This window comes from Methylocystis sp. H62 (genome assembly GCF_015709515.1).
In the GTDB taxonomy this organism is placed as follows: Bacteria; Pseudomonadota; Alphaproteobacteria; order Rhizobiales; family Beijerinckiaceae; genus Methylocystis.
The window spans coordinates 97,707-122,169 of sequence record NZ_JADNQZ010000059.1 but is presented as its reverse complement, the minus strand read 5'-3'; the positions used below and the strand labels follow the sequence as shown (position 1 = coordinate 122,169).

The following is a 24,463-nucleotide window of genomic DNA, read 5'->3' as shown; positions in this document are numbered from 1 at the left end:
AAGGACCGAACGATGTCGGAGCGAGCCGTGATGAATTACAAAATGGCGATCATCATCATGGGCGGACTGCTGCTTGTCGCCGCCATGATCCCTTATGCCTACAAATCGCGATGCACGACTGCGGAATGCACGCCGGAGCGTCCGTATTGATCCGCCAGACGGCGATCCGAGACGCCTGCCGCGCAGGCGTCTCGCAATGTTCTCGCGTCAATTGACCTGGCAGGTCGATTCATATCTTCCGCAGGCCCGGGCGTCGCCCCTGTCGCAGCTCTGTTTCCAGGTCCGGCAACCCGGCTTTTTCCACGGCTGGCTTTCGAATTCCCCGCCTCCCCCGCCGCGACTCGGCCGCTGTCCCTGGCCGCTGTCGACGCAGAACTTCTGGGAGATGAAGCAGCTCACCCTGCCGCCTTCCTGACAGGAAGACCTGGCGGGCTGATAATGAACAGCGCCGCTCCCATAGTTCGCTTCGAGCCTTCGAACCTCGACCAGCCCCTTGTTGTTGGCCTTTGAAAGCGCTTCGTCTCTGGAATAGCCGCTGGCCGAAGCCTGCAACACGCCGCAGAAAGCCAAGGCGCTTCCAGAAAGCGAAACCAGCGAAAGAAACATCGTGGTCGAGATAAGCGCAATACGTCTGAAGTTCATTCTGCCCCCCCTTTTTCGCCCCGGCTCAGGCTAAGCCTGCCGCGGGACGAAAGATAGAGGGCGAGAGTTCTACCGGCCCAAGATCCAGCCTTCCCAAACAGCGCTTGAAGGCGGCAATACCACGCTCGCCTCTGCAAGGTCTTTCTTTATCACGCTGATCATCGCGAGGAGGCCGACAAGAGCATCGAAAGCGTCTTCCCCACCCTCGCTTTCGTCGAACCCTCTTCGCACTACGTTTTCCGCAGCGTGGAGACAAACCTTACGCTCCCGAGCCCAGCGTAGGATTGCCTCTGCTTTCTTTTGTCTGTCCTCCTGCCTTCGCTTGCTTTCTCCATGCCGGAAGCTTGCGCCAAGACATGCGTATGCATCCGCCGGATAGGTTTCAGCGATGACCAAGCAGGCGTGCGATGCTAGGTCCTCAAGCTGGCCGGCAAAGGGCCAGAGAAGAGCTCCGCCTTTCAATGCAGGTCGAACAATTTCCTGCCAGCCTGTGAGAGCGCCCTTACCGACCTGATTTGCTCCCAAAGTCCAAAAAAGTGAGCAGGCCGCTCGTCTGCCATTTCCGCCCTTTTCGCATTTCCGAATGAGGTCGCTGAACGACTCTACACCTAGTCCAGCTACGAGCGAGTCTCGCCTCACGCCCCTAAACGACCTATGAGGAAAGAAAGGTCGTTTGAGCGTGACTTCGGCGGCGGATTCGGCGACGGCAAAGAAATTGTCCCATCCTGGCGCGTTGCCGAACGCCAAAAGAGCTTTCTGGAAGCTGCCGAAACAGGTCTTACTTCCGTATGCGAGAGGAACGCCTATCGGAAAGTCGAAGCCGGCTAGGACGCGATTGCCGCGAGATTTTTTCTCAAACAGTTCGTCCAGAAAGAGCTCCGCCACGCCGACTTTACGCGGGACATCAACAGTCCAATTCTCAACAGTGCGCGTGGCACACGCGACCCAACGCTTGTTCGCATGCATGCTCCAGTCGGCATGATAGAGAATGTTGAACATCACGGTCCTTCGCCGGCCGGCTGCAAAAGGGCTAGATGACCTTCCCCAGCCGCCCGGCCAGGTCCTGAATATATTGCCAGGCGACACGGCCGGAGCGGCCGCCGCGGGTGATCGACCACTCCAGCGCCTCGGCGCGGATCGTCGCCTCGGGCGCGTTAAGGCCAAAATGGTCGGCGTAGCCGAAGACCATCGCGAGATAGTCGTCCTGGCTGCAATTGTGAAAGCCGATCCAAAGTCCAAAGCGATCGGAGAGCGAGATTTTCTCCTCGATCACCTCGCCGGGATGGATGGCGGTGGCGCTCTCATTTTCCATCATGTCGCGCGGCAACAAATGGCGGCGATTCGACGTGGCGTAAAACAGCACATTGTCCGGCCGTCCTTCGACGCCGCCTTCGAGAGCGGTCTTCAGCGCCTTGTAGCTCGTCTCCGCGCCGTCGAACGACAGGTCGTCGCAAAAGACGATGAAGCGGAAGGACGCCTGCGCCAACGCGCCGAGCAGCGCGGGCAGCGCTTCAATATCCTCGCGATGAATTTCGATGAGTTTCAGCCCCTTCTCGGCCAGCGCCCCGTGAATCGACTTCACCAGCGAGGATTTGCCCATGCCGCGCGCGCCCCACATCAGCGCGTTGTTGGCGGGCAGGCCTTGCGCGAAGCGGCTGGTGTTGGCGAGAAGCATGTCGCGCTGACGGTCGACGCCCTTGAGCAGCGCCAGGTCGACGCGATTGATGCGGCGCACGGGATGGAACGCCCCGCCGGCGGCGCGCCAGACGAACGCCTCGGCGGCGGAGAAATCCGGCGCGGACGGCGGCGGCGGCGCGAGGCGCTCCAGCGCCCCGGCGATGCGGGCCAGCAGCTGCGCGAGATCCTCTTGCGACATGAAATCTTTCTCATCATTGGCGCCACGCTCCCTCGTCCTTCGAGACGCGTGCTCCGCACGCTCCTCAGGATGAGGGAGCTTGTAGCTCGCGTCAGTCCGTATACGAGTGATGGGGTCAAGCCCTTTGATTTCGCGGAACCAAGGCCCCCTCATCCTGAGGAGCGCCCGTAGGGCGCGTCTCGAAGGACGAGGGGCCTGCTCCTTTTCCCATTGACGACCGCTTGTCGACTCTCAAAGCTGATTTAGGGGGATAGCCGGATTATATCCCGGCGCAAAGCCGCTTTCTCGCTGTCCAAAAAGGAAGGTTCCTTGACGTCAAACGCCAACGCCCTTTTGGACCGCGCCAAGGTCGTCATTCAGCCTCTCGACGCGAAGAGGGCCGAAGAGGCGCTCGCCCGGGTGTTGGAGAGGGACCGGGCCGCCAATAGCGCGCTCGCGGCGCTGTTGCGGGAGCGGCCGAAAGCGCGCGATCTGCTGCTCGGCGTCTTGGGCGCGTCGCCCTATCTGACCGACCTTGCCGCGCGCGATCCGGCTCGGCTCGTGAGAGCGCTTGAGAGCGATCCCGCGCAGCGCGTCGAGGCGCTGATCGACGAAACGCGAAACATCGAAACCCCAGACGAAGCCGAACTGATGCGCCTGCTGCGCGTCACGAAGCAGGAGGCCGCGCTCGTCATAGCGCTCGCCGATCTTTCCAAAGTCTGGGACATGCCGGAGGCGACGCAGGCGCTCACGCGGATCGCCGACGCCACCCTTTCCGCCGCCATTCGCTTCACCCTGCGCGCCGCGGCGCTCGCCGGCAAGATCGAACTCGCCGATCAGCGCGATCCGGAACGCGGCTCCGGGTGGATTTTTCTCGGCATGGGCAAGGGCGGCGCCTTCGAGCTGAACTACTCCTCCGACATCGATCTCATCGTGTTCTTCGACCGCTCGCGGGCGCGCCTCGCCGAACCGTCGGAGGACGTCGATTTCTTCGTCAGACTGACGAAACGGATCGTGCGGATCATGAGCGAGCGCACCGCCGACGGCTATGTGTTTCGCACCGATTTGCGGCTGCGTCCCGATCCGGGCGCGACGCCGATCGCGATCCCGCTCGAAGCGGCGATGAGCTATTACGAAAGCATGGGCCAGAACTGGGAGCGCGCCGCCTATATCAAGGCGCGGCCGGTGGCGGGCGACATCTTCGCGGGCGAGCAGTTCCTGCAGGAGCTCGCGCCCTTCATTTGGCGCAAATATTTCGACTTCGCCGCCATCGCCGACGTGCATTCGATCAAGCGCCAGATTCACGCCCATAAGGGACATGGCGCGATCGCCGTCGCCGGCCACAACATCAAACTGGGACGCGGCGGCATTCGCGAGATCGAATTCTTCGTGCAGACGCAGCAGCTCATCACCGGCGGCCGCGATCGGCGCCTGCGCGGGCGCTCGACTCTGGCGATGCTCGACCAGCTCGTCGAGAGCGGCTGGGTGGCGCGCGAGGCGCGCGACGATCTGCGCGAGGCCTATCTCTTTCTGCGGGACGTCGAGCATCGCATCCAGATGGTCGCCGACGAGCAGAAGCACACGCTGCCGGAGACTGAAGACGGCGTCGCCGTCATCGGCTGCATGATGGGGTTTTCAGGCTACGCCGACTTCGCCGAAGCGCTGCTGAAGCGGCTCGACGTGGTGCAGAGCCATTATGCGAAGCTTTTCGAAAGCGCGCCGCAGCTCACCTCGTCGGCCGGCAATCTCGTCTTCACCGGCGACGACGACGATCCGGGCACGATCGAGACGCTCGCCAATATGGGTTTCGCCAACCCCAAGACGGTGACGGCGACCATTCGCGGCTGGCATTTCGGCCGCTACGCCGCGACCCGCTCCACCGTCGCGCGCGAACGGCTGACGGAACTGACGCCCATCCTGCTCGAAGCCATCGCCGCAACGGAGAACGCCGACGCCGCGTTTCTCGCCTTCGACAGGCTCATCTCAAAACTGCCGGCAGGGGTGCAGCTCTTTTCCCTCCTCGTCTCGCAGCCGCGGCTTCTCAAACTCCTCGCCGCGATTACGGGCGCGGCGCCCAAGCTCGCCGCAACGATCTCCCGGCGCCCGCGCGTGCTCGACGCGCTGATGGAGCCGGCTTTTTTCGAGACGGCGCCGACGCAAAGCGATTTGGAGGAACGCCTCGCCGGGCAATTCGCCGAAGCGCGCTCTTATGAAGACGCGCTCGACCGCGCCCGCATCTTCGGACAGGAGCAGAAATTCCTCATCGGCGTGCGCATTCTGACGGGCTCACTGTCGGTCGAGGAAGCCGGCTTCGCCTATACGCGACTCGCCGAAACGCTGATCGCCCGGCTCTTCGCGCGCGTCTGCGAGGAATTCGCCAAAACGCATGGAGCGATCGATGGCGGCGCGTGTGCGGTCATCGCCATGGGCAAGCTTGGCGGATGCGAGATGACGGCCGCGTCCGATCTCGATCTGATGCTGCTCTATGACGCCGACCCACTGGCGGAATCAACGGGCGGCGGACGGCCGATTTCAACGCAGCAATATTATGGCCGCCTCACGCAGAGGCTGATCAGCGCCCTTTCCGCGCCCACGGCCGAAGGCCTGCTCTATGAGGTGGATTTTCGTTTGCGCCCGTCCGGCAACAGCGGGCCGCTCGCCGTAAGTCTCGCCGCCTTTTCGGACTATCAGGCTCATGAAGCGTGGACATGGGAGCACATGGCCTTGACCCGCGCGCGCGTCGTCGCGGGTCCCGAGGCGTTCACACAACGGGTCGAAGCAGCGATCCAAGTGGCGCTGACGCATCCTCGCGACGCGCAAAAACTAAAGGACGACGTTTTGTCCATGCGCCGGCGGATCGAAAAGGAAAAGGGCGCGACGAGCCCTTGGGAGGTCAAGCAGGTCCCCGGCGGATTGATCGACGTCGAGTTCATCGCGCAATATTTGATGCTGCTGCATGGTCCGCAGCGCCCTGAGCTTTTTTCAACGAACGCCACGGTCGCCCTGCAGCGTGTAAAAGACGCCGGGTTTCTCGACGCGGGCGCGGCGGATTCGCTGGCGGAGGCCTCAAAGCTCTACCAAGGGCTGACGCAATTGCTGCGGCTCGCCATCGACGACGCGTTCCGTCCCGCCGACGCGCCGCGCGGACTGGCGGAGCTGTTGCTGCGCGTCGGCGACGCGCCGGATCTTTCCAATCTTGAAGCGCTGCTCGCCGATACGCAGAAGCGAACCCGGGAAATTTTCACGAGCGTCGTCGGCGAAGTGGCCGAGCGCCCGGTTTCGGCGTAGCCGGGAGTTGTCAGAACCGCCCGCTCGGGCATAGATACGCCGGATTCCTCGCGCAGGAGCATTTCCCGCCGGCGGCGACGGCCGCTTTTGTTCAGGGCCGGCCCGGCCTCTTTTTGGAGCACATCATGTCTCACGCCCGCAAGAATGCGCGTTCTTTCGCCCGCGCCGCGCTCGGAGCGACCGCGCTCGCCGCCCTGCTGGCGATGAGCGCCGTCGGCGCCTCATCTGCGGTCGCGAAAACCCTCGCCAAGGTCAATGGCGTCGAGATCACCGACGAGGATCTGAAGCTCGCGATGGAGGATCTTGGCCCCGCCATTCCGCGTCAGCTCGAGGGAAAGGCGCGCGAAACCTATGTGCTCGACTTCCTCATCGACGAGCAGCTCGTCGTGCAGAAGGCGCAGGCCGACAAGCTCGCCGAGACGCCGGAATTCGCCAAAAAGCTCGCCTATTTGCGCGACAAAGCGCTGATGGAGACGCTGCTCGGCGACGTCGCCAAGAATGCGGCGACTGCAGCGGCCGTCAAGCAGACCTATGACGAAGCGGCGAAAAACCAGAAGCCCGAAACCGAATATCACGCGCACCACATTCTGGTGCCGACCGAAGAAGAGGCGAAAGCCGCGCTGAAGCGCGTCAAGGCCGGCGAGGATTTCGGCAAGGTCGCGACCGAACTTTCCAAGGACCCCGGCGCCAAGGGCGGCGACCTCGGCTGGTTCACGAAAGACCGCATGGTGCCGGAGTTCGGCGACGCGGCGGCGAAGATGGAGCCGGGTCAGGTCTCCGATCCGATCAAGACGCAATTCGGCTGGCACATCATCAAGCTCGACGAGAAGCGCCCGAAAGTCTTCCCGCCGCTCGATGAGGTGAAGGATCAGGTCGGCCGCTACGTCGTGCAGAAGGCGCAGAGCGAACTCGTCATGAAATTGCGCGAGGGCGCCAAGATCGAACGCTCCGACGCGCCGGCCGAGGGCGCGCCCGGCGCCAAGCCGGCCCCGGCGCAGAAGCCCGCCGAAGCGCCGAAGAAGAAGTAAGCGCGCCCCCTTCGCCCTCCCCTCAAAGGGGAGGGTCGAAAGGCAAGGCTTCGGGCGGGGACGCGGCCGGTGCGGATAAAAGTCGAGGGAAGCGAAGCGGGCCCGACCGTCAGCCTTGACGCCGACCTGTAGCGCCGGGCACATCCGCGCAGGTCCACTCCGATTGACAAGGCTCCGCAATGGCTCACGACGCCGCCGTCTCCCCGCTCGCGCCGAAATCGGCGCCCCAAATCCCGCCGCTCGAGGGCGTGCGCTTCGGCGTCGGCGCCGCAGGCGTGCGCTACGCCGGACGCACCGATGTGATGCTGGCGTTGCTCGATCCGCGAACGACGGTCGCGGGCGTTTTCACCAAATCCAAATGTCCCTCGGCGCCGGTGGACTGGTGCCGCGACAAGCTGAAGGGCGGCAAGGCGCGCGCGCTGCTGGTCAATTCCGGCAACGCCAACGCCTTTACCGGCAAGACCGGCGCGCAGGCGGTCAAATTCTCGGCGAAGCTCGCCGCCGCGGCGACCGGCGCGCCCGAGCGCCAGATTTTTCTGGCGTCCACGGGGGTCATCGGCGAACCGCTCGACGCGCATAAATTCGATGGCGTGCTGGAGAGGCTCGCGCAGGAGGCGCGGCCCGACGGCTGGCTGGACGCCGCGCACGCCATCATGACGACCGACACCTATCCGAAGCTCTCCACCCGGACGACGACGATCGCCGGCGTCGAAGTGACGATCAGCGGCTTCGCCAAGGGCGCGGGCATGATCGCGCCGGATATGGCGACGATGCTCGCCTTCGTCTTCACCGACGCCGCCATCGGCGCCGAGGCGCTACAGACGATGCTCGAGAGCGGCGCAAAGGGAAGCTTCAACGCCATCACCGTCGACGGCGACACGTCGACGTCAGACACGCTACTGCTCTTTGCGACGGGAGCGACGAAGAAACGCGGCGCGCCGAAGATCGAAAAGGCGAGCGACAAGCGGCTGATCGAATTCAAGCGTGCGCTCGACGCCGTGCTGCTCGATCTCGCCCATCAGGTGGTGAGGGACGGCGAAGGCGCGCGCAAATTCGTCGAGGTGACAGTGACGGGCGCCGACAGCGCCAAGGCGGCGAAGCGCGTCGCCTTCTCCATAGCCAATTCGCCGCTTGTGAAGACGGCGATCGCCGGCGAGGACGCCAATTGGGGCCGCATCGTCATGGCGGTCGGCAAGGCCGGCGAGAAGGCAGATCGCGACAGGCTCGCGATCTGGTTCGGCGGCGTGCGCGTTGCCCACAAGGGGCTGCGCGACCCCGATTATGACGAAGCGGAAGTGTCGCAGATCATGAAGCGCGACGACATCGTCATCAACGTCGATCTTGGACTGGGCAAAGGCGCCGCGACCGTGTGGACCTGCGATCTCACCAAGGACTATGTCGCGATCAACGGCGATTACAGGAGCTGATCCGCCGGATGATCCTCTCGGGCGCGATGACCATCACGGCGCCCGACCTCGCGCCAACGACGGCGGCTGAGCGGCCGCTGAGCGGCGCAGTCGTCAGAACGATGCCTGACGTGCTAGATTGCCGCATCGGCGCCGAAGCCGCCTCGCCGGTCTGATCCGCGGGGCGTGCAGCGTCGGCGCCGGTTAAAGTGTGCGATCTGCGTTTTCGTGGAGCGTTATTGTCATGCGTTGCGTCAAGCTTCTCTTCGTGGCGCCGCTCGCCCTGCTCTCAGCCTGCAACGCCGCGCGCGGCCCCTCGCCGGGCGTCGGCTTCGATCCGTCGCAGGCGAATTACATCCGGGCGCCCGGCCGGGGCGTCATCGCCGGACAGGCCTTTCTGCGCGATGGCTCGGGATCGAACGTGCGCTACGCCGCCGGCGAAACCGTGAGGCTGATACCGGCCACGACCTATGCGCAGACCCGCATCAAGAATTTTTACGGCTCGGTGAAATTCCTCCCGGCCGCGTCAATTCCGAAGGTCGAGCCGGACACGCAATACGCCTCTTTGACCCGCACGACGACGACGGAGCCGAACGGACGATTCACCTTCGAGAATGTCGCCCCCGGACGCTATTATCTCACCACCCAGCTCATCTGGAAGCCGAAGGATGCGCACGCGCCTGAAGGCGGCGCAATGTATGAAGAAGTGACGCTCACCGGCAAGGAAAACGGCCCGGTGAAAGTCGTTCTCTCCGGCAATTGAGCGCGCCTGTGTCTCTCTTGCTCGTCGTGGCGGCGGCGCTCGTCGACGCCGACAATCGCGTGCTGATCGCGCAACGTCCCGAAGGCAAACAGCTCGCCGGTCTGTGGGAGTTTCCCGGCGGCAAGCTGCATCCCGGCGAGCGGCCGGAAGACGCTCTCGCCCGCGAACTCGAAGAAGAACTCGGCGTGCGGGTCTGCGCGCCCTGCCTCGCGCCGTTGACCTTCGCGAGCCACGCCTACGACGACTTCCATCTTCTGATGCCGCTCTACGTCTGCCGTAAGTGGGAGGGCTTTATTTCTCCGATGGAGGGACAGGCGGTGAAATGGGCGCGGGCGCGCGATTTGCGCAACTATCCGATGCCGCCCGCCGACGCGCCACTGATCGGGCCGCTGATCGATCTGCTGGGTTGATCGGACGGCCGGCTGGCGAATTTTTTTGAGCGTTGGTTCTATGAGCTGAAGGATTTGCTGATCATGATCAGTGACGGCGCTGCGCGTACAGAAAGCTCCAACCGTCGCGCCCGCCATGCGGCTGGGAAAACTTTGCGCCAGCTCGTCCCGCGCGAGTCGCTGGCGGATTTTACGCCTGCCGCAAACCGAAACGCTCTCGCGATCATCGCCGAGACCGAACGGGATCGAATCCAATCCTTGATTCCGCTTCGCCGCAAATCCATGGCGGAGTCGCCGCACGCCTTTCTGCGCGGCGCCGCCGATGTGATGGCCGCCGATCTTTCGACGCAACCGGCGCCCGGCATTCTCGCGCAGGTCTGCGGCGACTGCCATTTGATGAATTTCGGCGCCTTCGTCTCGCCGGAAGGACATCCGCTCTTCGATCTGAATGATTTCGACGAGACATTGCCGGATGTGGACGTCACGATCGATTTGCGCCGCTTGGCGACAAGCGCCGTCGTCGCAGCCCTTGGCGCCGGCAAGAGCGAGCAGACAGCAAGATCCACGGCGCGCGCCGCCGTCAAAGCCTACCGCCGCGCGGTGACCAAACTCGCCGCCTTCTCGCCGCTCGAGGCGTGGAATACCCGCGTGCCGCTGCGTGACGTCGCCGCCGGCCTCCGCGATCGGGTTCTCCACGACGCGGTACACGCCGCGATCGCGTCGCACAAAAACGAAGATGATTATGCGGACAATTTTCCAAGGATCGCGAAAGACTCTTCCGGCGATTGGCGAGTCGAGGACAAGCCGCCGCGGCTCTTCCATCTCGATGACGGCGAGGCCAATCAATTCGACGTCAACGGACTCATTGCCGCCGCCTTCGCGAAGTTGCCGCCGCACGTCGCCTCTTTGTTGCGCCGCTATGGTTTGTGCGACATCGCTTTCAAGGCCGTTGGCGTCGGCAGCGTCGGCACCTATTGCACGATCGCGTTGTTCATGAGCCCGGACGATGAGCGGCTCTTCCTTCAAATCAAGGAAGCGAAGCGCTCAGTGCTGGAACGCTTCGGCCTTGGCGCATGGCCCGGCGCGCAGGCCGAGCGCGTCGTGGAAGGTCAGCGCATGATGCAGGCGGCGTCGGACATATTTTTAGGGCCCATGCTCGACCCTGCGTCTAAGCGCGAATTCTACATGCGCCAGCTGAAGACGCGCCGTTTGGGCGGACTTACCGAATTGCTGCAGAATCACGACCTTCTGAATTACGCGAAACTATGCGGACGCACCTTGGCGCGCGCCCATGCGCGTTCCGCCGACGCCGTGACTCTCGCCGGATACATGGGCAAGAGCGAAGCGTTCGACGACGCGCTCGCATCTTTCGCGATGCTCTATGCGCAGCAAAACGCTATGGACTACGAAGCATTCTGTAAGCAGGGCGACGCTAAGCCTGCTCGTCCCTGACGGTCGCGTAGCTCGCCGGAATCGACAGCGTCCAAATCAATCCATCGGGCGGAAAGTTGAGCGTCGCCGTCCCATCCAGCGCCTGCGCGACAAGTCGCTTGATGACCTTATGGCCAAAGCCTTCGCGCGGCGGCATCGCCACCGCCGGGCCGCCGCTCTCGCGCCATTCGATATTGAGCCGACCGTCTTCGAAGCGCCATGTCAGCGAGACGGCGCCGTCCGGCCGCGACAGGCCGCCAAAACTTAGCGCGTTCGTGGCGAGTTCATGCAAAGCGAGGCCGATGTTCTGGGCCGCCTCCGGCTTCAGCATGATTTTCGGGCCATCGATCGTCGCGCGCGACGACACGTCGCCCTGCGGCACGTCCATGCAATAGGCGAGCTGAGCGCGCACCAATTCGCGCATCGAGGCGCCGCGCCAATCCTGCGACACGAGCAGATCATGCGCCATCGACAGCGCCTGCAGGCGGGCGCCGAATTTGCGCTGGAAATCTTCGACCGAAGGCGAGCCGGCGGCCGTCTGCCGCGACATCGCCTGCACCACGGCGAGCAGGTTCTTCGAGCGATGCACGAGTTCACGCAAGAGCACGCGCACATGCTGCTCGCGCTGCTTGCGCGGCGTGATGTCGCGCGCGGTGCCGAGAATGCGGACCGCGCGCCCTTCGTCGAAAAAAGTGCGGCCGCGCACCGAGACCCAGCGCTCGATGCGGTCGGTCTGGCCGATGACGCGATATTCGATCTCGTAATCGCCCTCGTGGGTGGGATCGAGCGCGACGCCGACAGCCTCTTTCGTACGCTTCTTGTCCTGCGGATGCAGCGCGCTGCGGAAAATCTCGAAACTCGCCGGAACGCCTTCTGGAAGGCCCCACAAGCGGCGCACGCGCTCGTCGATATGCACTTCGCCCGTCAGCAGGTTCCAGTCCCAGATGCCGGTGCGCCCGGCGTCGAGCGCAAGCTGCATCCGCTCCAGGGCGAAGGCCTGCTCGTCGCAGAAGGACCGCGGGTCGCGCGCATCCTCGGTCGTTGGGCGAATTTCCGTGTCGGTCACGCGGCGCCTATCGTCGTGGGAGAGCGACACCATACTCCCAGACGCGTCCGGGCGCGAGGGGCTAGATATCCACGAGTTCCGTCGCGAACGCGGCGCGCTCCTGGATGAAGGCGAAGCGCGCTTCAGGCCTGTTGCCCATCAGCCGCTCGACGCAGTCTGCTGTCTCCTCGCGATCTTCCGGCTCCACGACGACTTTGAGGAGCGTGCGCTTGCTCGGGTCCATCGTCGTTTCCTTGAGCTGAGCCGCGCTCATCTCGCCCAGCCCCTTGAAGCGGCCGGTCTCGATCTTTCCCTTCCCGGTCAGCTCCTTGGCGATCAATTCGTCCCGATGTTCATTGTCGCGCGCATAGACGGTTTTCGCGCCCTGCGTCAGCTTGTAGAGCGGCGGCTGCGCCAGATAGAGATGGCCGTTCTCGATGAGGCGCGGCATCTGCCGATAGAAGAAGGTGATGAGCAGCGACGCGATATGCGCGCCGTCGACGTCGGCGTCGGTCATCACGATCACTTTCTCGTAACGCAGATCTTCGTCGCGGTAATGCGCGCCCAGTCCGCAGCCGAGCGCCTGCGTCAGATCGGCGAGCTGCTGATTGGCGAGGAGCTTGTCCTTCGTCGCCGAGGCGACATTCAAAATCTTGCCGCGCAGCGGCAAAATGGCCTGCGTCGTGCGGTTGCGCGCCTCCTTCGCCGACCCGCCGGCGGAGTCGCCTTCGACGATGAACAACTCCGATCCCTGCGCCGAATTATTCGTGCAGTCGACGAGCTTGCCGGGCAGCCGCAGCTTGCGGGTCGCGGTCTTGCGGGCGATGTCCTTCTCGGCGCGCCGGCGCAGGCGCTCCTCGGCGCGCTCGACGGCGAAGTCCAAGAGCTTATTGGCCTGCGAGGGCGCGCCGGCGAGCCAATGATCGAAGGCGTCCCGCACCGCGCTTTCGACGATGCGCGCCGCCTCGGCGCTCATCAGCCGGCTTTTGTTCTGTCCCTGAAACTCCGGCTCGCGCATGAAGACCGAGATCATCGCGGCCGACTGGCCCATGAGATCGTCGGCGGCGATGTCCTTGGCGCGTTTCGCCTGTCCGACCCGCTCGGCGTGATCCTTGAGCGCCTTTAGGAGCGCGGCGCGAAACCCCGCCTCGTGCGTGCCGCCGTCGGGCGTCGGAATCGTGTTGCAATAGGAATGGACAAAACCGTCATCCTCGGCGAGCCAGGAGACCGCCCATTCGAGCGAGCCATGGCCGCCTTCGCGCGTGATCTTGCCGACGAAGGGCTGATCGGCGACGAGTTCCTTCCCGTGAATCTCGCGCGCCAGATAATCCTTCAGGCCGCCGGGAAAGCGCAGCACCGCCTCCGGCGGCGTGTCCGCGCCGGGGTCGATCAGCGAAGGATCGCAGCGCCAGCGGATTTCGACGCCGCCGAAGAGATAGGCCTTGGAGCGCGACATGCGGAAGAGCCGCGCCGGCTTCCAATGCGCGCCCGCGCCGAAAATCTGCGCGTCGGGCTTGAAGCGCACCTTGGTGCCGCGCCGATTGTTGACGCGGCCAAGCGTCTTGAGCTTGCCGAGCGGCAGGCCCCGTGAAAACTCCTGGCCGTAGAGTTGGCCGGCGATCGCCACCTCGACTTCAAGCTTTTCGGACAGCGCATTGACGACCGAGACGCCGACGCCGTGCAGACCGCCGGAGGTCTGATAGGCGCCTGAATCGAACTTGCCGCCCGCGTGGAGCGTGGTCATCACCACTTCCAGCGCCGATTTCTTGGGAAATTTCGGATGGGACTCGACCGGAATGCCGCGGCCGTTGTCATTGACCGTGAGCCAGCCGTCAGTTTCCAGCGTCACTTCGATGAAGGTCGCATGGCCGGCCACGGCCTCGTCCATGGCGTTGTCCAGCACCTCGGCGAAGAGGTGGTGCATCGCCGCCTCGTCGGTGCCGCCGATATACATGCCGGGGCGCCGGCGGACGGGCTCAAGCCCCTCCAGCACTTCGATGGAGGCGGCGGAATATTCCGCCGGCCCGCGCTTTGGGGCGGGTTTCGACGCGGGCGCCTTGCGCGGCGCGCCGCTGAACAGATCGGGTTTTGAAGCCATGGGCGATCTTAGCGCGATTCGCGACAGCGTGGGTCGGTTCGGCGCACGCGCATTCGCCTGGCCGACATAGGGAATTCACAAAAAAGGCAGACGAGGCTTGCGCTTGTCGCACAGGCGACGCTGAGGCATGCTCGCGCCCCGGCTAAATACTCACTTAAGGATTTTTGCTCAACCGAAAAAATTGGAGCCAATCCATGGCGCACGACAAACAATTAGCGGTGTACGAGGTCGCCCCGCCACCCGCCGCCAAGGCCTTCACGCCCGCTTTCTTCGTCGAAAGCACGGCGCCCGATAATATCGACGACAAGGAAAGCGCGCCGTCAACTCCTGAAAATTGCGAACCTTCGGAGATCGATAAGATCGTCAAGCTATTGGCTAAACAGGAGAACCCTAAACTTCTGATTACCGTCCACGGCTTCAACACGCCGCGAAAGAAAGTTCTCGAAACCTTCAAAGAATCTTTCATCGCGTTGAACGACGACGACGCGCTCAAGAACCGCGGTCTCGTTTGCATCGGTTATCGTTGGCCCTCAGAAGCGATGGGAACCCCTTGGCGAAGCGGTTTGAACGCCGCGCCGTTGTTCCTCCTTGGCATTCTCTTCGTCTCACTCGCCGCCGTATATCTCGTGAACTTCTCTTTCGAAATTTGCGACTGGTGGAAGCTCACGCGCGTCGTCGTGACGGCCGTGACCGCGGCGATGGCCATCATTCCCCTCACGCTTTTTGGCTTGCGGCTCATCGTCTATTTTCGTGACGGCTTTCGAGCGACGAATTACGGCGTGCCCGACCTCGTCAACCTTATTCGCGAGATCGACGACAGGCTTCCCAAACGGCCGAGCGATGATCCCGACGACCTTATCGGAAGAGTTGATCTTTCCTTTATCGGCCACAGCATGGGCGGCTTCGTCGTCACCAACGCCGTACGCATTCTCTCCGACGTGTTTTCCCCACTTGCGATCGCCGCCATGCGCCATGGCCCGGAGACGCTGGGAAGCGAAGAGGAGCGCATGCGGCGGGAGCTCAGATCGAAGATCGGGAAAAATTTTATATTGCGCCGCCTCGTGCTGGTCTCGCCCGACATTCCCTCGGAAGTGCTGCTGCTCGGCCGAAGCAATGCGCTGCATTCGTCGTTGATCCGCTTTCAGGAGGCCCATCTTTTCTCCAATGAAGGCGACGAAGTCCTGCGCGACATTTCGACGACGGCGAATTTCTTCTCGCTGCCCACGAAGAGCCGCAGGTTCGGCTATCGCCTCGGCAATGTCGGCGTGCTGACCGGCTGGGGACTTTCCGAACAACTGACGCTCGGCAATCTGCGCGTCGGCGCGCGCACCCTTTACGAGCTTTACGCGGAACTCGACGCCGTGCAGTCGGAAGAGTCATTCGCGCAGCGGCTGACCTATTTCGACTGCACCGACAGCATCGACGCCGAGGGCCGCGGCGTGGTGACGGACGCCGCGCCCGGCGTGTCGCCGAATCTGTCCTGGCTTGGACATCTGCGCCTGCTTTGGGTCTATGTCAGAGGCGATGTTGACGTCCACTCCGGCTATTTCCTGAAGCCCAGCCTCGTGCGCGAACTGATCTATCGCTTCGCCGCCATCGGCTATGGCGACGCCGAGAGGCTTTACGGCGGCCTCGCCGCGTTGAGCGCGGAATGTGAAAAATATCAGATCAAGGCGCTCAAAGCGGGTGAGCGCAGCGTCGCCGCCGCCGCGGCGGAAGACGCGAAAGCAGCCGTGTCGCCATGATCGGCCTCATCGTCGCGCTCTTCAGCGTGCTGCTGCCGCTGGCGCATCTAACGCTCAGCAAGACGCCAATGACTCGCGCGCGCGTCGTTCGGCTGCTACTGCTGTACGCGCTGGTTCTCGACGTCGGCGTCATCGGCCTGCCGCTCGGTTTCGTGCCGCACGTCTTCTTCCCCGATCAGACCGCGCGCAGCATCGGCTGGGCGCCGGGCAGCCCGTTCCAATTCGAAGTCGGCGTTCACGACGGCGCCTGGGGCATTCTGGGTTTTCTCTGCATTTGGATCCGCGGCGCCTTTTGGCTCGCCACCGGACTTGGATGGTCGTTGTTCATGCTCGGGGCGACCTATGGCCACATCGAGCAGACGCTTCGCGCAGGGGACTATGCGCCCTACAACTTTTTGACGATCTTCTCCGATGGCTTTATCGCCGTCTGGCTGCTCCTGCTGCTTTACCTTCGCCATCGATGGGACGCGGAGAAAGGCTAGGCGCAGATCGAGGGGCCGCGCGGATTCACGCATGCGGCGAGCGAGCGCCATCAGAGGGTGAGATGGAAACGAAGGTCGATGAAATCGCCGAGCGCATCTATCGCCTGTCGACATTCGTGCCGGAGATCGCGGCGCCGGCCGGTTTCACCTTCAACCAGTTCCTCATCGACGCCGACGAGCCGCTGCTGTTTCACTGCGGACCACGTGCGCTGTTTCCTTGCGTATCGAAGGCCTTGGGCGCGACCATGCCGATCGAACGGCTGCGCTGGATTTCCTTCGGCCATGTCGAAGCCGATGAATGCGGCGCGATGAATCTGTGGCTCGCGGCTGCGCCGCACGCGCAAGTGATTCATGGCCAGACCGCCTGCATGGTGTCGCTCAACGATCTCGCCGACCGGCCGCCGCGCGCGCTTGCGGATGGCGAAATCTTGCACATCGGCGAAAGGCGCGTGCGCTACATCGATACGCCGCATGTGCCGCATGCGTGGGAATCAGGTCTGATCTATGAGGAGACGACCCGCACGCTATTTTGCGGCGATCTTCTCACGCAAATCGGTGAAGGGCCGGCCGTCACGAAAAAGAGTGTGCTCGAAGCGGCGATGACGGCGGAGAACGCCTTTCAGGCCACGTCGCTGACGCCGATGACAGGCCCGACGATCCGCATGCTCGCGGCGCTGGAGCCCCGTCGCCTCGCCGTGATGCATGGCTCGAGTTTCGAAGGCGACTGCGCCGCCCTGCTCTCGCAGCTCGCGGATTTTTATGACGCGGCGATCGCAGCGAAGAGCGCGCATCCGCCTTCCCCTTGAGGACGAAGCGCGTAACCTCACCCTCCCCTTGAGGGCGGGTCGCATTGCGCAGCAATGCTCAATCCGTCAACAGGCGCGCGTTGAGCCGTCGCTTAACGACAAATCCTTTGCGATGTGGCACCCCACCCCGGCGCTGCGCGCCGACCCTCCCCCTCAAGGGGAGGGTGGGTAAAGCGCCGCATGGATCGTATCCAGCACGCCATCGATATTGTCGTAAACTTCGGCATTCCAGAAGCGCAGAACGCGGTAGCCTTCGCTTTCGAGCCATGCCGTCCGGCGCGCGTCTTTGTCCGCTACGCCTGGTTCCGTATGCGACGGTCCGTCGAGTTCGATCACAAGCCGTGCGCGCAGCGAGACGAAATCGACGACATACGGACCGACCGGCGCCTGACGCCGAAAATGCGTCTTGACGAGCGGCACGCGGTCGAGCGCGCGCCACAGGCGATCTTCGGCGCTCGTCGTATTGACGCGAAGCCGCTTCGCATTGGCGCGACGAAAGCCGCTAAGCCCGTCATTATTTTTCATCGAGCCTCATTCTTACGCTTCTTTGGGCAAAGGGCGTAACCTCACCCTCCCCTTGAGGGGGAGGGTCGCATTGCGCAGCAATGCGGGGTGGGGTGACCGCGCGGAATCTATTAAATTGGAAGAAGTCAGTTTGGCGACGGCTGCTCCGTGGCGAAGATTTTCGACACGCGTCACCCCACCCCGGCGCTTCGCGCCGACCCTCCCCCTCTAGGGGAGGGTGAAATCGCGCGAGTGGGATCGAACGCTATCGTCAAGAGAGTTTTCGTCGAGCTTCGTGCATCGGTTAGCCACCCTCCCCTTGAGGGGGACGGTCGCATTGCGAAGCAATGCGGGGTGGGGTGAAGGCGCAGACGCATCGACGCCATGTCCATCCTGCGGTAAGACATTCAGCCAAAACCTTAAGGAAAACATGCAACGCTTCTTCGTCGCTCTCGCCGCCTGTCTCGCCTGCGTCTTCCTCGCCACGCCGGCCCAGGCGGAAAAACTGCGTATCGCGCTGCAGAAGACCGGCGCGCTTGGCTGGGAACTTGCCGTCGCCAAGGCGTTCGGCCTCGATACGGAAGCCAAGCTCGACATCGACGCCACCGAACTCGCCTCGACCGACGCCGGCAAGATCGCCATCCAGGGCGGCGGCGCCGACCTCATCCTCTCCGATTGGCTCTGGGTCGCGCGCCAGCGCGCGCAGGGCGCGAAGCTGACCTTCTACCCGCATTCCTCGGCGATCGGCGCGGTGATGACCAAGAACCCCACGATCAAGAGCGTCAAGGATCTCGCCGGCAAGAAACTTGGCGTCGCCGGCGGGCCGCTCGACAAGAGCTGGCTCATGCTTAAGGCCTATGCGCTCAAGAATGGCGTCGATCTCGACAAGTCCGCAACCGTGCTCTACGGCGCGCCGCCGCTCATCGCCGAAAAGGCGCTGCAGGGCGAGATTGACGCGGCGCTCGTATTCTGGAATTTCGCCGCCGATCTTGAAGGGCAAGGCTTCACCCGCGCCGTCGAACTCACCGACGTCGAGAAGGCGCTCGGCGCCAAGGGCGACGTCGTCGTCACCGGCTATGTCTTCGACGAAGGTTTCGCAGCGAAGAACAGCGACGCGCTGGCGCGCTTCTTCTCAATGACGAAGAAGGCGAAAGAGCTGATCGCGACTTCTGACAAGGCTTGGGACGTGGTCAAGACGCAGCGCCTCGTCGGCAAGGACGCCAAGACGCTCGACGTCTACCGCAAGCGCTATGTCGCCGGCGCGCCGAAACGCTCGATCGCGCAGGAAGAGGCCGACGCGCGCGCGCTCTATGGCGCGCTCGCCGCGCTCGGCGGCGAAAAGCTCGTCGGCCCCAGCAAGACGCTTGATCCCGGAACCTTCTACAAGGACGCCAAGGGCAAGCCGCATTGATCCGTTTCATCTCGCTTGCCGCTCTGCTCCTGCTTTGGCAAATCGGTGCGTCACTATCCGATCCGCGCCGCCTTCCGGGACCTTCGGCCGTTTTCGAGAAGATTTATGAAGAGGCGGTCTCCGGCGCCCTCTTCTCCAATCTCGCGATCACGCTGGCGCGGGTTATCGCCGCCTTCGCGCTCGCCATGAGTTTCGGGACGGCGATCGGCTATGTCATGGGTCGCAACAAGCTCGCGGACCGGCTGCTCGATCCCTGGCTGATCACGCTGCTCAATCTGCCGGCGCTGGTCGTCATCGTGCTCGCTTACGTCTGGGCGGGCCTCACGGAAGTCGCCGCGATCGGCGCCGTCGCGCTCAACAAGCTGCCCAACGCCATCGTCGTCGTGCGCGAAGGCGCGCGGGCGCTTGATCCGCATCTTGAGGACATGGCGCATGTGTTTCGCTTTTCTTCCGCCGCGCGTGTCAAGCATCTCGTCCTGCCGCAGCTCGCGCCCTATCTTGCGGCGGCGACGCGCTCCGGCCTGTCGCTCGTCTGGAAGATCGTTCTCGTCGTCGAACTGCTGGGGCGCTCGAACGGCGTCGGATTCGAAATCAACATGGCCTTCCAGCTCTTTGACATGAAGCTTCTGCTTGCTTACGCGCTTCCCTTCGTCGCGCTGATGCTCGGCGTCGAAACTTTCCTGGTGCAGCCTCTTGAACGACACGTCTCGCGCTGGCGGCGCGGCGTCTCTCGACGTCTCGATCGCGTCTAAGGATTATCATTCCGGCAGCGGCAGCTCGCTTCGCGCGCTGGAAGATTTGCGGCTGACGCTGCCAGCGGGACAGGCGGGCGCGGTCGTCGGCCCTTCCGGCTGCGGCAAGACCACGCTGCTGCGGCTCATCGCCGGACTCGACAAGGACTATGTCGGAACCATCGTCCTGCCCGAACACGGCCGACTCGGCATGGTTTTCCAAGAGCCGCGATTGCTGCCCTGGCGCAGCGTCATCGACAATATCCGCATCGCCGCGCCGCATGCGCGCGAAGACGACATCGCCGCGCTTCTCGACGAACTCGGTCTCGCCGAGCACGCATCGCATTTCCCGCGCGAACTCTCGCTGGGGCTCGCCCGGCGCGTCGCGCTTGCGCGGGCGCTCGCCGTCAAGCCGGACCTGCTGCTGCTCGACGAGCCGCTTGTGTCGCTCGACGCGGCGCTTGCCCGAGATCTGCGCGAGATGATCGCAAGGCTCATCGATGAGCGGCGCATCACCACGCTGATCGTGACGCACGATCTGCGCGAGGCGATTGCGCTGGGCGACAGGCTGTTTCTATTGTCGGCGCGCCCTGCCTGCGTCGTCGCGACGATTGATGTGCCAGCGCCGCGCAGGCTGCAGAAAGATGCCGCCGAGGCGCTCGAGACCCAGGCGCGAGAGGCGCTCGCCGCTGCGCGCGCCGGGGCGCAGCCGAGACATCACTAGCGCTTGAGCGTCTCCTGCTTCACCAGGGAATATTTTCGCCGCGGTAGTCGAGATAGCGGCGCGTGTCGGCGAGGGTCAGGGACTCGGCGACTCGAATGATTCCGGCCACGCTGTCGCGCACGTCGAGCTTGGCGTCCGGCCCGCCCATGTCGGTGCGCACCCAGCCGGGATGCATCGCGACGACGATAATGCGCTCCGCCTTCAGATCGGCGGCGAGACATTGCGCGATCTTGTTCAGCCCCGCTTTAGACACGCGGTAGGCGACGTTGAATGTCCCCTCGAGCGACATCGAGCCGAGTATGCTCGACATCATGACGATGCGGGGATGCGCGCCGCGTTTTATCAGCGGCAGAAAGGCCTGGACGACGCGCAGCGGGCCCAGCGTATTGACCGAGAGAAGATCGAGCGCGCCTTCGAAATCCATATCGGTGGAGGATTGGCGCTGCGGCCCATAGGCGCCGGCGTTGACGATGAGCGCGTCGACAGGATCGGAAACCTGCGCGGCGGCGGCCTCGATCTCGGCCTCATTGCGAACGTCGAACTGCAGGATCGCCGCCTCGGGCGCGGCCGCTTTCAACGCCGCCGCTCCCGCCGCGCTGCGCACGCTCGCGGTCACCCGCTCCCCGCGCGCTGTAAGCTGACGCGCAGCCTCCAATCCAATGCCGCGGCTCGCGCCGGCGATGAGCCAATGGGACATGTCCTGTTCCTATGCGTTTGCATAAAATATCTCTGCTGCTTGGGAATATAGCGTCGATGCGGCGCGGGACAGGCTTGTCCAAGGTCATGTGGCGGTGCAGTATTCGCCTTGTTCAAGGGGGCTTTTTTCATGAACGACATGACAATGGAGGCGGCGCAACGCGCGCCGGAGTCGAGCGATATTGTTTTCACCGGCCACGACGACGAATTTCGCGACCTCCTGTTCAAAGGCGCGCCTCTCGAGATCGTCACCGTCGGCTTCTACCGTTTCTGGCTCGCCACAAAAATCCGCCAGCATCTGTGGTCGCATACGATTCTCGACGGCGACGCCTTCGCCTATCTCGGCACGGCGCGCGAATTGCTCATCGGCTTCTTCTTCGCCATGGCGATCCTGGCGCCGATCTATCTCGCCTCCTTCCTGCTCGGCGTCGAAGTCGAACGTGAGAAGTCTTTCGCTTCTTTGCTGATCGGCGTGTTCTTTGTGGCGTTCTGGCAGTTCGCCACCTATCGCGCCCGGCGCTATCGCCTGCATCGCACCGCCTGGCGCGGACTACGCTTTCAAATGGATGGCTCCGGCCTTTCCTATGCGCTACGCGCCATGGGCTGGGAACTCCTAACGATCATATCCCTGGGGTTGGCTCTGCCATGGATGCAGGCGGCGCTGGAGCGCTACAAAATGCGCCACACCTACTATGGCGAGCTTCGCGGCGATTTCGTCGCGACCGGCGACAATTTCTTCAAGCACGGCTGGCGACTATGGGTCGGGGCTGCGCTCACGACGACCACTTTCTTCGCGGGTCCAGTCCTCACTGGAATAACGAAGGAAGCAGGCTGGCTCCTGTTGATGCTGCCGACTCTTGCCGCCACCGTCTTCATCTACGCGCGGTATAAGGCGTTGCAGTGGAAGTGGTGGCTCGAGGGCGTGTGCATCGGCGACGTGCGGGCGACTTCGACCCTGGAGCGTCACGCGCTGTCAGGAAATTACTGGACTTTTACCGGCCTTCTCTTTGCTTCGGTAGTGGCCGCGCTGACCGTCGCACTCGCCATTGGGCTCATGCCTAAGATCCCCGGAATCATTTTGGGCGTACTGATCTATCTCGCGCTGATCGTGCAATATTCGATTCTGTGGCGAACCTACTTCGTCCAGCGGGTGTGGCGGATCGTCGTCAATTCGCTGACGATTCACAATTTGCACGCCGCTCAAGAAGTCGCGATGCGGCTCGATGCATCGCCGCCGACGGCGCTCGGCGAAGGCTTCGCCGACAGTCTTGATGTCGTGGGGTTCTGATCAAGGTGACAGCGAAGTTCGAAGCGATCTATTTCGACGGCTTGGTCAATAAAAAGCGCCGAGTGACGCTCGTTTTAGGTCCGACGCTGGACATATGCGAGGACGGCGCGGTTCTCTCCGCGTGGTCCTACGTCGACGTGCGGCGCATTCCAGCGCCGCCCGACGTGATGCGGCTGCGGGCGATTGGCGCGGCGCAATTGGCGCATCTCGATATCCGAGATGGTGACACTCAGCGCGAGATTGAACGCCATTGTCCGAAGCTCGCGGATGACGCGGCGCTGCACGCCGACGGGTCGACGCTTAACATCGTCGGCTGGTCGTTCGCTGCAACCGTTTCAATCGTCGGCCTGGTCTGGTTCGGGGTTCCCTTCGCCGCCGACCGGCTCGCGCCACTCGTGCCGGTCGCGTGGGAAAAACGTCTCGGCGATGCGGCTGAAGGGCAAGTGCGGGAGCTATTTGACGGGAAGAGCTGTGCGTCCCCCAAGGGCGCCGCCGCGCTCGCGAAGCTTTCCCAACGCTTGCAGGATGCATCCGGCCTTCGCCTGCCAGCGACAATCGAGGCGATCTCCTCGAAGACGCCAAACGCCTTCGCGCTGCCAGGGGGCAAGGTCTTCATCCTGGCCGGGCTCTTGGAGAAGGCGCAGTCGCAGGACGAAATCCTCGGCGTTCTGGCGCACGAGTTCGGCCATTTACAGAACCGCGATCATCTTCGCCGCGTCATCGCCGATGGCGGAATCGCCTATCTCTTCGGCCTGCTCTTTGGCGACGTGACGGGCGGCGGCGCCATCGTCTTCGTCGGCAAGACCCTGCTCACCGCCGCCAATTCGCGCGAAACCGAAGCGCAGGCCGACGCATTCGCAGCGCAAACGCTGGCCCGCCTCGGCCGGCCCGCGAAACCGATGGGCGAATTGCTGCTGCGCGTGACGGGCAAGGAAAAAGACGGCTTCCTCACCATCCTTCACGATCACCCCTTGAGCGAAGACAGACTCGCCAAGCTCTCGGCGGCGGACAAAGCCACGGCTGAACCCGTGCTCACCGCCGACGAATGGAAGGCGTTGCAGAAGATCTGCGACTAGCCCCGCCTAGATCGCCGGCGCATGCGTCGACTCGATTCGCGCGACGCCGTCGCGCACCGCCGCCTGCACCTTCTCGAAGGCGCGCACCTCGATCTGGCGCACGCGCTCGCGCGACACGCCGAATTCCTCGGAGAGCGTTTCGAGCGTGACAGGATCGTCGGACAGACGCCGCGCCTCGAAGATGCGCCGCTCGCGCGGATTGAGCACGTCAAGCGCGCCGCGTAGCGCCTTCAGGCGATTGTCGCTTTCTTCGTGGGCGACGAGCAGATGCTCCTGATCGACGCTGTCGTCGACGAGCCAGTCCTGCCATTCGCCTTCGCCTTCCTCGCGCAGAGGCGTGTTGAGCGAAGCGTCGCCGCCCATGCGGCGATTCATGTCGATGACGTCCTGCTTGGACACGCCAAGCCGATGCGCGATCTTTTCGACGTTCTCAGGCCGTAGGTCGCCTTCCTCGAAGGCGGAGATGCGGCTCTTGGCCTTGCGAAGATTGAAGAAGAGCTTTTTTTGACTCGCGGTGGTGCCCATTTTGACGAGCGACCAGGAGCGCAAAATATACTCTTGGATGGAGGCGCGGATCCACCACATTGCATAAGTCGCGAGGCGGAAGCCGCGCTCGGGCTCGAAGCGCTTGACCGCCTGCATGAGGCCGACATTGCCTTCGGAAACGATTTCCCCGATCGGCAAGCCGTAGCCGCGATAGCCCATGGCGATCTTCGCCACGAGTCGCAGATGCGACGTGATGAGCTCCTGCGCGGCCTTGGCGTCCTCATGCTCGCGCCAGCGCTTGGCAAGCATATATTCCTGCTGCGGCTCCAACATTGGAAACCGCCTGATTTCAGAAAGATAGCGGGCTAGGCCATCTTCTGAGACGATTGGCAAGGCATTCGCCATAAGTCCCTCCTGACGAACCCCCTGAGTAAGGCGGGTCCGCGATGCGCGGCCACAAAACGCCGGCCGCGACAGGGGGTCATTATAGGGCGCCCCTAGTGGGCTGGAAAATGACAATTGCGTGAAGGGAGGCTAAAGCACGGATTAAGATTCAGCAATGTGAATGA

The 24,463-nt window shown here is 63.4% G+C and carries 24 protein-coding genes; 16 read left to right on the top strand and 8 right to left on the bottom strand.

Going from position 1 to position 24,463, the window contains the following annotated elements; all coding sequences use genetic code 11:
* The first annotated feature begins 12 nt into the window (after positions 1–12).
* On the top strand, positions 13–150 hold the full coding sequence (locus tag IYY11_RS19945; RefSeq protein ID WP_196405483.1) for a hypothetical protein: 138 nt from the start codon (positions 13–15) through the stop codon (positions 148–150).
* 57 nt (positions 151–207) lie between these two features.
* Here the strand turns inward: IYY11_RS19945 and IYY11_RS19940 are convergent, their stop codons facing one another.
* From IYY11_RS19940 to IYY11_RS19930, 3 genes are all read right to left on the bottom strand, one after another.
* Complete coding sequence (locus IYY11_RS19940; RefSeq protein ID WP_196405482.1) at positions 208–642, bottom strand: hypothetical protein; 435 nt, start codon at positions 640–642, stop codon at positions 208–210.
* 69 nt (positions 643–711) lie between these two features.
* Entirely contained in the window at positions 712–1,641 is a 930-nt protein-coding gene (locus tag IYY11_RS19935) for a DUF429 domain-containing protein (RefSeq protein WP_196405481.1), read from the bottom strand.
* A gap of 31 nt (positions 1,642–1,672) precedes the next feature.
* Entirely contained in the window at positions 1,673–2,518 is an 846-nt protein-coding gene (locus IYY11_RS19930) for an ATP-binding protein (protein WP_196405480.1), read from the bottom strand.
* Positions 2,519–2,827: 309 nt separating this feature from the next.
* On the opposite strand from IYY11_RS19930, the gene IYY11_RS19925 reads away from it, so the two are divergent.
* The 7 genes from IYY11_RS19925 to IYY11_RS19895 all read left to right on the top strand — a co-directional run bounded on the left by IYY11_RS19925 (position 2,828) and on the right by IYY11_RS19895 (position 10,823).
* Positions 2,828–5,785, top strand: a complete 2,958-nt coding sequence (locus tag IYY11_RS19925; RefSeq protein WP_196405479.1) for a bifunctional [glutamine synthetase] adenylyltransferase/[glutamine synthetase]-adenylyl-L-tyrosine phosphorylase — start codon at positions 2,828–2,830, stop codon at positions 5,783–5,785.
* Positions 5,786–5,910: 125 nt separating this feature from the next.
* Positions 5,911–6,813, top strand: a complete 903-nt coding sequence (locus IYY11_RS19920) for a peptidylprolyl isomerase (RefSeq protein ID WP_196405478.1) — start codon at positions 5,911–5,913, stop codon at positions 6,811–6,813.
* A gap of 179 nt (positions 6,814–6,992) precedes the next feature.
* Positions 6,993–8,240 carry a bifunctional glutamate N-acetyltransferase/amino-acid acetyltransferase ArgJ gene (gene argJ / locus IYY11_RS19915; protein WP_196405477.1) on the top strand — a complete coding sequence of 416 codons (1,248 nt, stop codon included), beginning with the start codon at positions 6,993–6,995 and terminating at the stop codon, positions 8,238–8,240.
* A gap of 8 nt (positions 8,241–8,248) precedes the next feature.
* Positions 8,249–8,395, top strand: coding sequence for a hypothetical protein (locus IYY11_RS19910; protein WP_196405476.1), 147 nt, complete (start codon positions 8,249–8,251; stop codon positions 8,393–8,395).
* A gap of 68 nt (positions 8,396–8,463) precedes the next feature.
* Positions 8,464–8,982, top strand: a complete 519-nt coding sequence (locus IYY11_RS19905; protein ID WP_196405475.1) for a carboxypeptidase-like regulatory domain-containing protein — start codon at positions 8,464–8,466, stop codon at positions 8,980–8,982.
* A 17-nt stretch (positions 8,983–8,999) separates the two neighbouring features.
* Positions 9,000–9,392: a (deoxy)nucleoside triphosphate pyrophosphohydrolase gene (locus IYY11_RS19900; protein WP_014892397.1), complete on the top strand. Its 393-nt coding sequence runs from the start codon at positions 9,000–9,002 to the stop codon at positions 9,390–9,392.
* Between the two features lie 63 nt (positions 9,393–9,455).
* Entirely contained in the window at positions 9,456–10,823 is a 1,368-nt protein-coding gene (locus IYY11_RS19895; RefSeq protein WP_196405474.1) for a DUF2252 domain-containing protein, read from the top strand.
* Here the strand turns inward: IYY11_RS19895 and IYY11_RS19890 are convergent.
* Positions 10,804–11,868: a sensor histidine kinase gene (locus IYY11_RS19890; protein WP_196405473.1), complete on the bottom strand. Its 1,065-nt coding sequence runs from the start codon at positions 11,866–11,868 to the stop codon at positions 10,804–10,806. The two genes, IYY11_RS19895 and IYY11_RS19890, sit on opposite strands and share 20 nt — an antisense overlap.
* 61 nt (positions 11,869–11,929) lie before the next feature.
* Positions 11,930–13,945 (bottom strand): DNA topoisomerase IV subunit B, encoded by a 2,016-nt coding sequence (parE, locus tag IYY11_RS19885; protein WP_196405472.1) that lies wholly within the window; start codon positions 13,943–13,945, stop codon positions 11,930–11,932.
* A 194-nt stretch (positions 13,946–14,139) separates the two neighbouring features.
* Between parE and IYY11_RS19880 the strand changes: the two genes are divergently transcribed.
* The 3 genes from IYY11_RS19880 (at position 14,140) to IYY11_RS19870 (ending at position 16,978) form a co-directional block, all read left to right on the top strand.
* Positions 14,140–15,690: an alpha/beta hydrolase gene (locus IYY11_RS19880; RefSeq protein ID WP_196405471.1), complete on the top strand. Its 1,551-nt coding sequence runs from the start codon at positions 14,140–14,142 to the stop codon at positions 15,688–15,690.
* Positions 15,687–16,172 (top strand): DUF6790 family protein, encoded by a 486-nt coding sequence (locus IYY11_RS19875; RefSeq protein ID WP_196405470.1) that lies wholly within the window; start codon positions 15,687–15,689, stop codon positions 16,170–16,172. Before IYY11_RS19880 ends, IYY11_RS19875 begins: the two co-directional genes overlap by 4 nt.
* 62 nt (positions 16,173–16,234) lie before the next feature.
* Complete coding sequence (locus tag IYY11_RS19870; protein WP_196405469.1) at positions 16,235–16,978, top strand: MBL fold metallo-hydrolase; 744 nt, start codon at positions 16,235–16,237, stop codon at positions 16,976–16,978.
* A 153-nt stretch (positions 16,979–17,131) separates the two neighbouring features.
* Here IYY11_RS19870 and IYY11_RS19865 read toward each other — a convergent pair whose 3' ends face one another.
* Positions 17,132–17,503, bottom strand: coding sequence for an endonuclease domain-containing protein (locus IYY11_RS19865; protein ID WP_196405468.1), 372 nt, complete (start codon positions 17,501–17,503; stop codon positions 17,132–17,134).
* 409 nt (positions 17,504–17,912) lie between these two features.
* Here IYY11_RS19865 and IYY11_RS19860 point away from each other — a divergent pair, with 409 nt between their 5' ends.
* From IYY11_RS19860 to IYY11_RS19850, 3 genes are read left to right on the top strand one after another with little or no spacing between them, the layout of a single operon-like run.
* A complete protein-coding gene (locus IYY11_RS19860) occupies positions 17,913–18,893 on the top strand; it encodes an ABC transporter substrate-binding protein (RefSeq protein WP_196405467.1) in 981 nt (326 codons plus the stop codon).
* A complete protein-coding gene (locus IYY11_RS19855; protein WP_196405466.1) occupies positions 18,890–19,645 on the top strand; it encodes an ABC transporter permease in 756 nt (251 codons plus the stop codon). The genes IYY11_RS19860 and IYY11_RS19855 overlap by 4 nt, the downstream gene beginning before the upstream one ends.
* Positions 19,587–20,348, top strand: a complete 762-nt coding sequence (locus IYY11_RS19850) for an ABC transporter ATP-binding protein (RefSeq protein WP_196405465.1) — start codon at positions 19,587–19,589, stop codon at positions 20,346–20,348. Before IYY11_RS19855 ends, IYY11_RS19850 begins: the two co-directional genes overlap by 59 nt.
* Positions 20,349–20,367: 19 nt before the next feature.
* Here the strand turns inward: IYY11_RS19850 and IYY11_RS19845 are convergent, their stop codons facing one another.
* Positions 20,368–21,045, bottom strand: coding sequence for an SDR family oxidoreductase (locus IYY11_RS19845; RefSeq protein WP_196405464.1), 678 nt, complete (start codon positions 21,043–21,045; stop codon positions 20,368–20,370).
* A 129-nt stretch (positions 21,046–21,174) separates the two neighbouring features.
* Between IYY11_RS19845 and IYY11_RS19840 the strand changes: the two genes are divergently transcribed.
* A complete protein-coding gene (locus tag IYY11_RS19840; RefSeq protein ID WP_196405463.1) occupies positions 21,175–22,332 on the top strand; it encodes a YjgN family protein in 1,158 nt (385 codons plus the stop codon).
* A gap of 5 nt (positions 22,333–22,337) precedes the next feature.
* Positions 22,338–23,408 carry a M48 family metallopeptidase gene (locus IYY11_RS19835; RefSeq protein ID WP_196405462.1) on the top strand — a complete coding sequence of 357 codons (1,071 nt, stop codon included), beginning with the start codon at positions 22,338–22,340 and terminating at the stop codon, positions 23,406–23,408.
* Between the two features lie 6 nt (positions 23,409–23,414).
* Here the strand turns inward: IYY11_RS19835 and rpoH are convergent, their stop codons facing one another.
* The gene (rpoH, locus tag IYY11_RS19830) at positions 23,415–24,299 is read right to left on the bottom strand and encodes an RNA polymerase sigma factor RpoH (protein ID WP_196405461.1); all 885 of its coding nucleotides are present in this window, start codon (positions 24,297–24,299) and stop codon (positions 23,415–23,417) included.
* Positions 24,300–24,463: the final 164 nt, after the last annotated feature.

What these genes read in the sequence shown, in the direction of transcription:
- parE (WP_196405472.1), bottom strand. Translation starts at nt 13,945, where the DNA reads ATGGCTTCAAAACCCGATCTGTTCAGCGGCGCGCCGCGCAAGGCGCCC.
- IYY11_RS19930 (WP_196405480.1), bottom strand. Translation starts at nt 2,518, where the DNA reads ATGTCGCAAGAGGATCTCGCGCAGCTGCTGGCCCGCATCGCCGGGGCG.
- IYY11_RS19870 (WP_196405469.1), top strand. Translation starts at nt 16,235, where the DNA reads ATGGAAACGAAGGTCGATGAAATCGCCGAGCGCATCTATCGCCTGTCG.
- IYY11_RS19895 (WP_196405474.1), top strand. Translation starts at nt 9,456, where the DNA reads ATGATCAGTGACGGCGCTGCGCGTACAGAAAGCTCCAACCGTCGCGCC.
- IYY11_RS19875 (WP_196405470.1), top strand. Translation starts at nt 15,687, where the DNA reads ATGATCGGCCTCATCGTCGCGCTCTTCAGCGTGCTGCTGCCGCTGGCG.
- rpoH (WP_196405461.1), bottom strand. Translation starts at nt 24,299, where the DNA reads ATGGCGAATGCCTTGCCAATCGTCTCAGAAGATGGCCTAGCCCGCTAT.
- IYY11_RS19905 (WP_196405475.1), top strand. Translation starts at nt 8,464, where the DNA reads ATGCGTTGCGTCAAGCTTCTCTTCGTGGCGCCGCTCGCCCTGCTCTCA.
- IYY11_RS19845 (WP_196405464.1), bottom strand. Translation starts at nt 21,045, where the DNA reads ATGTCCCATTGGCTCATCGCCGGCGCGAGCCGCGGCATTGGATTGGAG.
- IYY11_RS19920 (WP_196405478.1), top strand. Translation starts at nt 5,911, where the DNA reads ATGTCTCACGCCCGCAAGAATGCGCGTTCTTTCGCCCGCGCCGCGCTC.
- IYY11_RS19840 (WP_196405463.1), top strand. Translation starts at nt 21,175, where the DNA reads ATGAACGACATGACAATGGAGGCGGCGCAACGCGCGCCGGAGTCGAGC.
- IYY11_RS19880 (WP_196405471.1), top strand. Translation starts at nt 14,140, where the DNA reads ATGGCGCACGACAAACAATTAGCGGTGTACGAGGTCGCCCCGCCACCC.
- IYY11_RS19865 (WP_196405468.1), bottom strand. Translation starts at nt 17,503, where the DNA reads ATGAAAAATAATGACGGGCTTAGCGGCTTTCGTCGCGCCAATGCGAAG.
- IYY11_RS19910 (WP_196405476.1), top strand. Translation starts at nt 8,249, where the DNA reads ATGATCCTCTCGGGCGCGATGACCATCACGGCGCCCGACCTCGCGCCA.
- IYY11_RS19935 (WP_196405481.1), bottom strand. Translation starts at nt 1,641, where the DNA reads ATGTTCAACATTCTCTATCATGCCGACTGGAGCATGCATGCGAACAAG.
- IYY11_RS19945 (WP_196405483.1), top strand. Translation starts at nt 13, where the DNA reads ATGTCGGAGCGAGCCGTGATGAATTACAAAATGGCGATCATCATCATG.
- argJ (WP_196405477.1), top strand. Translation starts at nt 6,993, where the DNA reads ATGGCTCACGACGCCGCCGTCTCCCCGCTCGCGCCGAAATCGGCGCCC.
- IYY11_RS19860 (WP_196405467.1), top strand. Translation starts at nt 17,913, where the DNA reads ATGCAACGCTTCTTCGTCGCTCTCGCCGCCTGTCTCGCCTGCGTCTTC.
- IYY11_RS19940 (WP_196405482.1), bottom strand. Translation starts at nt 642, where the DNA reads ATGAACTTCAGACGTATTGCGCTTATCTCGACCACGATGTTTCTTTCG.